The following is an 8034-nucleotide window of genomic DNA, read 5'->3' on the forward strand; positions in this document are numbered from 1 at the left end:
CGTCGCGTCGATGAGCTTGTCCACGTCGGCGTTGGAGTACGACCCGAAGTTCGCCGAACCGCCGGTCTGGAAGAGCGACTCACCGGTCGGGTAGGCCGGGAAGTACCAGCTGCCGGCGGTGCCGAAGAAGGAGAGGTCCCAGTCGCAGCTGGCCTCGTCGCTCGTGCAGGTCGGGGTCTGCGACAGGACGCTCGACACCGGCGCGGTCTTGATGGTGAAGCCGATGCCGGTCTTCGCGAGCGAGGACTGGATCGCGCTCATCATGTTGTCGGTGACGGTCGAGCCGGACTGCGAGAGCACGTTCATCGTGAACTTCGTGCCCTTCGTGACGCCCTCGCCGCACTGGCTGTCGGAGGTGCCCGGGTCGGTGCAGACCATCGTGCCGCCCTGCTCCGACCAGCCGTGGGACTCGAGGAGCGCCTTGGCCTTCTTCGTGCTGAACGGGTACGGGTTGTCCTTCTGGGTGCTCGACACGTAGTCGGACTCCTGCGCCTGCGGGATCGGGCCGTAGGTCGAGGTGGCGGTGCCGTTGAACACGACCTTGGACAGCGAGGTCTGGTCGATCGACATCTGGACGGCCTGACGGGCGTACAGCTGCTTGAAGACGGCGCCCATCGTGGGGTTGTTGAAGTTGTACGGCATGTACGTGATCGCCCAGCCGGTCCAGGGCTGCACCTCGTAGCCCTTCGACGTGAAGGACGACTTCTGGTCCATGTCGGTGGCGTTGATGTAGCCGTAGTCGACCTCGCCGGAGCGGACGGCGTTCACCTCGGCGTCCGTCGTCGTGAACGGCAGCAGGTTGACCGTCTTGATCGAGGGCTTTTCACCGCCGTCGTACTTCGTGTTCGCCGTCAGGGTGACCTTGCCGGCCGTGGTGAAGGAGCTCACGCCGTAGGGGCCGGAGATCGTCTTCCACAGGTCGTCGCTCGCGTAGTCGGAGATCTTGCCGGCGGCGGTGTTGAGGTACTTCCAGACCTGCTTCGCGCCGGAGGTGGTCTCGTCGGCGTTGCCCACCGAGCCGCTCGCGCTCGTCTTGTCCCAGGCGTGCTGCGGCAGCGGGATGATGTGGCTCAGCTGGTTGGCGAGCATCCAGTCCGGGTTGTACGCCTTGTCGAACGTGATCGTGAAGTGCGTGTCGTCGTCGGCTTTGAAGGAGGTCCAGTTGTCCGGCGCCTTGCCCTTCGAGTAGGAGCCCCACTCGTCCTTGTTCGCCTTGATCAGGTTGAACCAGAACTCGACGTCGCGGCTCGTGATCGGCTTGCCGTCCGACCAGTGCCGGTCGCCGAGCGTGACGGTGACGCTCTTCGAGTCGCTCGCGAACGTCGCGTCGGTCGCGACGGAGCCGGCCTTGTTCCACGCGATCTTGCCGGTGGACCCGTCGTAGGCGACGAGCGGCTCGTACAGCGACTGCGCGATCGACCCGTTGTTCGTGTTGAGGTGCGCGGCGGTGCCGATCGGGAGGATCCAGTTCGGCGTAAAGTTGGCGGGCAGCGCGTAGTTGATCTCGTCGGTCGTGTTGCTCGACGAGGCGTTGCCGCCTCCGGAGCAGCCGGCGAGCAGCGCGCTCACGGCGATCGCGGCTCCGGTGAGGAGCGCCCAGCGACGGGGCTTGGTCATGTGTGTCTCCTGGTGCGTGGGAGGTTCGGGGTGTGGAGCACGCGTGCCGAGCGGCACGGGGACAGTCAATGGCCAAAGCCGTTGGAAAAACAAACATCTCCGTGTAAATAGTTCGTTTCTGCCGTTCGGACGAAAGGGTGGACCGGTCGATCTGCCGCCTAGGCTCGCTCTCGCGGTCACTCGTCGACCGCGTTTCCGCCGGATTGGAGAAAGTCGTGCCGGACCTCAGTGCCCGCGTCCTGGAGCTCGTCGCGTCCGGGCAGGCGTCCAGTCGGACCGAGATCGCCGCACTGCTCGGCGCCGCTCCCTCGACCGTCTCCCACGTGGTCGCGCAGCTGGTGTCGCACGGCCTGCTCGCGGAGGAGGGCACCGACGTCTCGACGGGCGGCCGCCCCCGTAAGGTGCTCCGTATCGGCGGTGCGGACGAGTACGCGGTCGCCGCGGACGTCGGCGGTGGGCACGCCCGCATCGGCATCGTGCTGCCGGGAGGCGCGCTCGAGTCGGTCGCGAACGTCCCGTTCTCGCTCTCCGACGGTCCGACCGCAGGGCTGCAGCGGCTGGCCGCCCTGCTCGAGCGGCTCGCGGACGAGCGCGGTCGCGCCGGGCTGCGGGGCGTCGGGCTCAGCCTGCCCGGACCGGTGGACGTCGAAGCCGGCGTGGTCGACCTGCCGAGCCGGATGCCCGGGTGGAACGGGTTCCCGGTGGGCTCGTGGCTCACCGAGCGCTTCGGGTTGCCCTCGGTCGTCGACAACGACGCGAACTGCATGGCCGCGGGCGAGCAGACCGTGCAGGACCCCGCCCGGCGGCAGACCATCACGATCAAGGCCGGCTCGGCGATCGGTGCCGGGATCGTCATCGACGGACGGCTGTACCGCGGGGCGACCGGATCGGCCGGCGACATCACGCACGTCCGGATCGACGCCGCGGGCGACACCCCGTGCTCGTGCGGGAACACGGGCTGCCTCGAGACCGTCGCGTCCGGAGCCGCGCTGGTGCGGATCCTGTCGGACGCCGGGGTCGACGTCTCCTCGACCGCCGACGTCGTCCGGCTCGCGTCGGACGCCCACCCCGAGGCGACGCGCGCCGTCCGGCTCGCGGGCCGGTACCTCGGCGAGGTGCTCGCCGCGAACGTCAACTTCTTCAACCCGGACACGGTCTACCTCGGCGGGATCCTCTCCACGCTCGACCCGTTCATCGCCGCCGTGCGGAGCCAGCTGTACGAGAGCTGCCACCCGCTCATGACGCAGCACCTCGCCATCGAGCCCGTCTCGCTCGGCGCCGACGCCGGCCTCGTCGGTGCGGGCCAGTTCGCGCTGCAGCGCGGGCTCGCCGCGTCGCTCGAGGAACTGTCCGCGCCCATCCCCCAGTCCACCACCAGGAACAGGAACGTCCGTGTCTGACCCCGTGTCCACCGCACCCGCCACCCGTCGCCCGGTCATCGCGATCGCCGGGCTCGCCATCGAGACCTCGACGTTCACGCCGACCCGGACCCACGCGCCGGCGTTCCACCCGGACCGCGGGGACGAGGTCGTGGCGCGCTACGACTTCCTCGGGCCGCTGTCGGCGCGGGCCGACTTCCGCGGGGCGCTCATCGGTCACGCGCTGCCCGGCGGGATCGTGGACCGGGACTCGTACGAGTCGCTCGCGGCGGAGATCGTCGCGCGGTTGGCGGCGATCGTCGCGGCCGAGCACGTCGACGGGCTCTGGTACGACATCCACGGCGCGATGGTGGTCGAGGGCCTCGACGACGCCGAGTCGGACCTGCTCGGCCGCATCCGCGCGGTGATCGGCCCGGACGTCATCGTGTCGGCGTCGATGGACCTGCACGGCAACGTCACGGCGGAGCTCGCCCACCAGGTGGACCTCGTCACGTGCTACCGGATGGCCCCGCACGAGGACGCCCTCGAGACGAAGGAGCGCGCCGTCTCGAACCTGGTCGACGTGCTCACCACCAGGCCCGTGGGACAGCAGCGTCCGGTGAAGGCCTGGGTGCCGATCCCGGTCCTCCTGCCCGGCGAGCAGACGTCGACCCGCATCGAACCGGCGGCCTCGCTGTACGCCGAGGTGCCGGTCGTCGAGCGGACCGAGGGTGTGCTCGACGCCGCGATCTGGGTCGGCTACGCCTGGGCGGACCAGCCCCGCGACCGAGCGGTCACCGTCGTCACCGGGTGGGACGAGGCCGCCGTCGCCGCCGGTGCGGAGCGCCTCGCGCGGGCGTTCTGGGACGTCCGCGAGGACTTCGTGTTCGTCGCGCCGACCGGCTCGTTCGACGAGTGCCTCGCCGCCGCGCTCGCACCGGGTGCCGCGCGCCCGTACTTCGTGTCCGACTCCGGCGACAACCCGACGGCGGGCGGCTCGGGCGACATGACGTGGGGGCTGACGCAGGTGCTCGCGCACCCGGCGTTCGCCGACCCGGACGGCCCTGTCCTGATCTACGCGAGCGTCCCCGGGCCGGCAGCCGTCGCCACCGCGGTCGAGGCGGGCGTCGGCGCCACCGTGACCGTGACCGCCGGCGCCGAGGTCGACGACGTGCACGCCGGGCCGATCACGATGACCGGCCGCGTGCACGCGATCAAGCACGGCGACCGGGACGCCGAGACCGAGGTGGTGCTGCAGGTCGGCAGCGTGTTCGCGATCCTGACGACGCTCCGCAAGCCGTACCACCACGAGCACGACTTCACCGACCTCGACCTCGCCCCGCGGGACGCCGACGTGGTGGTCGTCAAGATCGGGTACCTCGAGCCGGAGCTCTTCGACATGGCCGCCGACTGGATGCTCGCGCTGACGCCGGGCGGGGTCGACCAGGACCTCGAGCGGCTCGGACACCACAGGATCGTCCGGCCGATGTTCCCCTACGATCGAGTGTTCCCGTCGGCGCCGGACCTCGGCGCCCGGATCATCCCGCCGTCGAACGAACCGCTCGGAGCCATCGCGTGACCACCGCCGCCCCCGTCGCCCTCGAGATCGCCGTCACCGCACCCGCCGGCGCGATCGTCGCACGGGACGGCGGCGCCGACCGTGTCGAGCTCTGCGTCGGGCTCGAGCTCGGTGGTCTCACGCCGTCCCAGGCGCTCGTCGAGATGACCCACGAGACCGGCATCCCCGCCCACGCCCTCGTCCGCTGCCGTCCCGGCGGCTTCGTGCACACCCGCGACGAGGTCGAACTGATGGTGCGCGAGGTCCGCACGGTCCTGCGCTCCGGGGCGGCGGGCGTCGTGGTCGGTGCCCTGCGTCCGGACGGCACGCTCGACGAGGACGCCCTCCGGCGTTTCGTGGACGCCGCCCGCTCGGTCAGCGCCACGGCCGAGGTCACCCTGCACCGGGCGATCGACCACGCGGCCGACCCCGTCGCCGCCGCGGCCACCCTCGCCGACCTCGGGTTCACCCGGGTCCTGACCTCCGGCGCCGCCCCGACCGCGGCGGCCGGGGCCGCGACCATCGCACGCATGGTCGACGCCGCCGGGCCCGTGCAGGTCATGGCCGGTGCCGGCGTGACCCCCGCCGACGTCCCAGCGCTCGTGGCGACCGGGGCGGCCGCGGTGCACCTGTCGGCGAAGCGACCCGCCGTCGGCAGCGCCCACGCGGGCGTCCCGATGGGCGGCTCGGACGACGGTTCGGCGCACTTCGTCACCGACGCCGAGGTGGTGGCTGCCGCCCGCCGCGCGCTCGACGCCTGAACCGCCGCGTCACGCGGGAATGGCCCGCGGGGATCGGTGCTTGACGCCCGCATGACATCGTCAGCACCGCGCCGCGGGTGGCTCAGCGTCACGTCGGTCGCACTCGGATCGTTCGTCCTCGTCCTGTCCGAGTTCCTGCCGATCGGCCTGCTCCCCGCCATCGCCGCCGACCTCGACGTCGGCATCGGCACCGCGGGGCTCATGGTCGTCGCGACCGGCCTCGTCGGAGCGGTCGCCGCACCGGTCGTCACGGTGTGGACATCGGCGCTCGACCGCCGGGTCGTCCTCGTCGGCCTGACGGTGCTGCTCGTCGTCGCGGACGCGCTCGCAGCGGTGGCGCCGGCGTTCTGGGTGCTGCTCGTGGCCCGGATGCTCCTCGGCGTCGGCATCGGCGGGTTCTGGGCGATCGGCGCCGGGATCGCCGGACGGCTCGTCCGCCCCGAGTCCGTGATCCGCGCGACGTCCCTGATCACCGCCGGGGTCTCGGTCGCGACCGTCGTCAGCCTGCCCCTCGGCGCACTCGTGTCGTCCCTCGCCACGTGGCGGCTGGCGTTCGTGATCGGCGGGGTGCTCGGGCTCGTCGCGCTCGGGCTGCAGGTGGCGATGCTGCCGCGGATCCCCGCGCAGCAGCGCGTCCGGTTCGGCACGCTCGGCTCGCTCCTCGGCGTCCCCCGCGCCCGGGTCGGCCTGATCGCCGCGGCCTTCCTGTTCACCGCGCAGTTCGCCGCCTACACCTACATCGCCCCGTACCTGCAGGACCTCGTCGGGGTCGACGCCGACACCGTGACCGTCGCACTCCTGGTCTTCGGGATCGCGGGCATCGTCGGGAACTTCGCCGCCGGGTTCACACTCGGTCGGAGCGTCCTCGGCACGATCGGCTCGGCGAAGTTCGTCCTCGCCGGTGCCGTCGTCCTGCTCCCCCTGCTCGCGCACTCGGTCGTGGGGGTGTTCGTCCTGCTCGTCGTGTGGGGCCTCGTGTGGGGCGCCCTGCCGCTCGGGATGCAGACCTGGATGTCCACGTCGTCGCCCGCGGGCTCCGAGACCGGGCTCGCGCTGTTCGTCACGACGATCCAGCTCGCCATCGCCGCCGGGTCGGTGCTCGGCGGCGCCGCGGTGTCGTCGTTCGGGCTGGCAGTCGACTTCTGGCTGGCCGGTGGGGTGGCGGTCGTCGGAGCGATCGTGCTCGTGGTCCTGGGGACCCGTCGGTCGAGCGCCGCCCCGGCGGTGGCGTCGGTTCCGGCTCCGGCGGTGGCGTCGGCTCCGGCGGAGACCACCGCGACCGGTTCCGTCGCCGTCGCCTGCCCCTGACGGACGGCGCCGGCACCGTCAGCCGAGCCGGACGACCCGGTCCGCTCCGGCGATGACCGTCGGGTCGTGCGTGGCGTGCACGACCACGACGCCGGACGCTGCTTCGTCGGCGAGCGCGCGGACCACGAGCCGACCCGACTCGGCGTCCACCCCGGCCGTGGGCTCGTCGACGAGGAGCACCCCCGCCCGCTGCGCGAGTCCGAGCGCGACGAGGGTCCGCTGACGCTGCCCACCGGACAGCTCGTCGAGCGGCCGGTCCGACAGGGACGCGATCCCCATCCGGTCGAGCTGCTCGTCGACCACGTCGCGGTCGGCACGCACGAGCGGCCGCCACCACGGACGGCCGGACCACCGGCCCATGCGGACCGTGGCACGGACGGTGAGCGGGAGCGCACTCGGCGGGACCGACTGGGTCACGTAGGCGACTCCGACGGAGGTTCGGCGCGTCACCGCCCCGGCATCCGGCGTCACCACCCCGGCGAGCGCGTCGAGCAGCGTCGACTTGCCGGAGCCGTTCGGCCCCGTCAGCGCGGTGACCGAACCGACGGGGAAGGTCGCATCGACTCCGTCGAGGACGGTCCGGTCGCCGCGCCGGACGACGAGTCCGGCGACGTGGAGGGGGGTGGCGTCGGTCGTCGTGGGCACCTGAGGACACTATCAGTATCGATAGTCATTTTCATGTAGCGTCTCCGACCGTGACCTGGCTGACCGATCCCCTCTCCGTCGACTTCATGGTCCGCGCCCTCGTGGGCGGCGGACTGGCGGCGGTGCTCTGCGCGGTCGTCGGCACGTGGGTCCTCGTCCGCGGCATGGCCTTCCTCGGCGAAGCGCTGTCGCACGGCATGCTCCCCGGCGTCGCGATCGCCTCGCTGACCGGGTTCCCCGTCGTGCTGGGCGCCGCCGTCAGCGCCGCGGTGATGGTGCTCGGGGTCGGTGCACTCCGCCGACGGGCCCGGCTCTCGTACGACACGTCGATCGGGCTGCTGTTCGTCGGCATGCTCGCCCTCGGGGTGATCATCGTCTCCTCCTCGAGGTCCTTCGCGACCGACGTCGCCGAGCACTTCGACCGCATGATCCAGGCGTACAGCGAGCCGGCGGTAGAAGACCTCAGCGCGGACGAACTGCGCCAGCGCATCCGGCTCCGGATCCTGTCCGAGCACAGCGGTGTCGCGTCCGACCCGACCGATCTCGACTACGCCAGGCCGTTCGCGCCCGGTCTGGTGCTCGGGTTGTGCGTCGACTACCCCACCATGGTGAGCACGCTGTCGGGTCCGACGCTGCTCCGGCTCCCCCTCGGCACCGACGAGCTCTTCGCCCTCGGGCAGCTCAACACCGACGACGAGCCGGTGGACGAGCACGCCGAGATCGCTCCGGGCGTGTTCCTCGTCGAGGGCGAGTCCCTCTTCGTGGCCTCGAAGGCCGTGAACCTGCC

Annotated in this window: 7 protein-coding genes; 5 read left to right on the forward strand and 2 right to left on the reverse strand. The window is 71.7% G+C overall.

Annotated elements, in window-relative coordinates; genetic code table 11:
• Nucleotides 1–1617 (reverse strand): peptide ABC transporter substrate-binding protein (locus tag I5E_RS03545; protein WP_022905779.1); only part of this gene is annotated, 1617 nt, incomplete at its 3' end.
• A gap of 215 nt (nucleotides 1618–1832) precedes the next feature.
• Between I5E_RS03545 and I5E_RS03550 the strand changes: the two genes are divergently transcribed.
• Genes I5E_RS03550 through I5E_RS03565 form a run of 4 tightly spaced genes read left to right on the forward strand, consistent with a single transcriptional unit; the run spans nucleotide 1833 to nucleotide 6602 of the window.
• Complete coding sequence (locus tag I5E_RS03550) at nucleotides 1833–3017, forward strand: ROK family protein (protein WP_022905780.1); 1185 nt, start codon at nucleotides 1833–1835, stop codon at nucleotides 3015–3017.
• Nucleotides 3010–4554 (forward strand): M81 family metallopeptidase, encoded by a 1545-nt coding sequence (locus I5E_RS03555; protein WP_042723560.1) that lies wholly within the window; start codon nucleotides 3010–3012, stop codon nucleotides 4552–4554. Before I5E_RS03550 ends, I5E_RS03555 begins: the two co-directional genes overlap by 8 nt.
• Nucleotides 4551–5294 carry a copper homeostasis protein CutC gene (locus I5E_RS03560; protein ID WP_022905782.1) on the forward strand — a complete coding sequence of 248 codons (744 nt, stop codon included), beginning with the start codon at nucleotides 4551–4553 and terminating at the stop codon, nucleotides 5292–5294. The genes I5E_RS03555 and I5E_RS03560 overlap by 4 nt, the downstream gene beginning before the upstream one ends.
• Nucleotides 5295–5345: 51 nt before the next feature.
• On the forward strand, nucleotides 5346–6602 hold the full coding sequence (locus I5E_RS03565; RefSeq protein ID WP_022905783.1) for an MFS transporter: 1257 nt from the start codon (nucleotides 5346–5348) through the stop codon (nucleotides 6600–6602).
• A gap of 18 nt (nucleotides 6603–6620) precedes the next feature.
• Here the strand turns inward: I5E_RS03565 and aztA are convergent, their stop codons facing one another.
• Entirely contained in the window at nucleotides 6621–7247 is a 627-nt protein-coding gene (aztA, locus tag I5E_RS03570; protein WP_022905784.1) for a zinc ABC transporter ATP-binding protein AztA, read from the reverse strand.
• 50 nt (nucleotides 7248–7297) lie between these two features.
• On the opposite strand from aztA, the gene I5E_RS26200 reads away from it, so the two are divergent.
• Nucleotides 7298–8034, forward strand: a 737-nt coding sequence (locus I5E_RS26200) for a metal ABC transporter permease (RefSeq protein ID WP_261974850.1), incomplete at its 3' end; no start/stop codon positions are given.

This window comes from Curtobacterium sp. B18 (assembly GCF_000333375.1).
GTDB lineage: Bacteria > Actinomycetota > Actinomycetes > Actinomycetales > Microbacteriaceae > Curtobacterium.

Bases quoted from the DNA above. Each gene is read 5' to 3' on its own strand.
- I5E_RS03565 (WP_022905783.1), top strand. From the start codon at position 5,346: ATGACATCGTCAGCACCGCGCCGCGGGTGGCTCAGCGTCACGTCGGTC.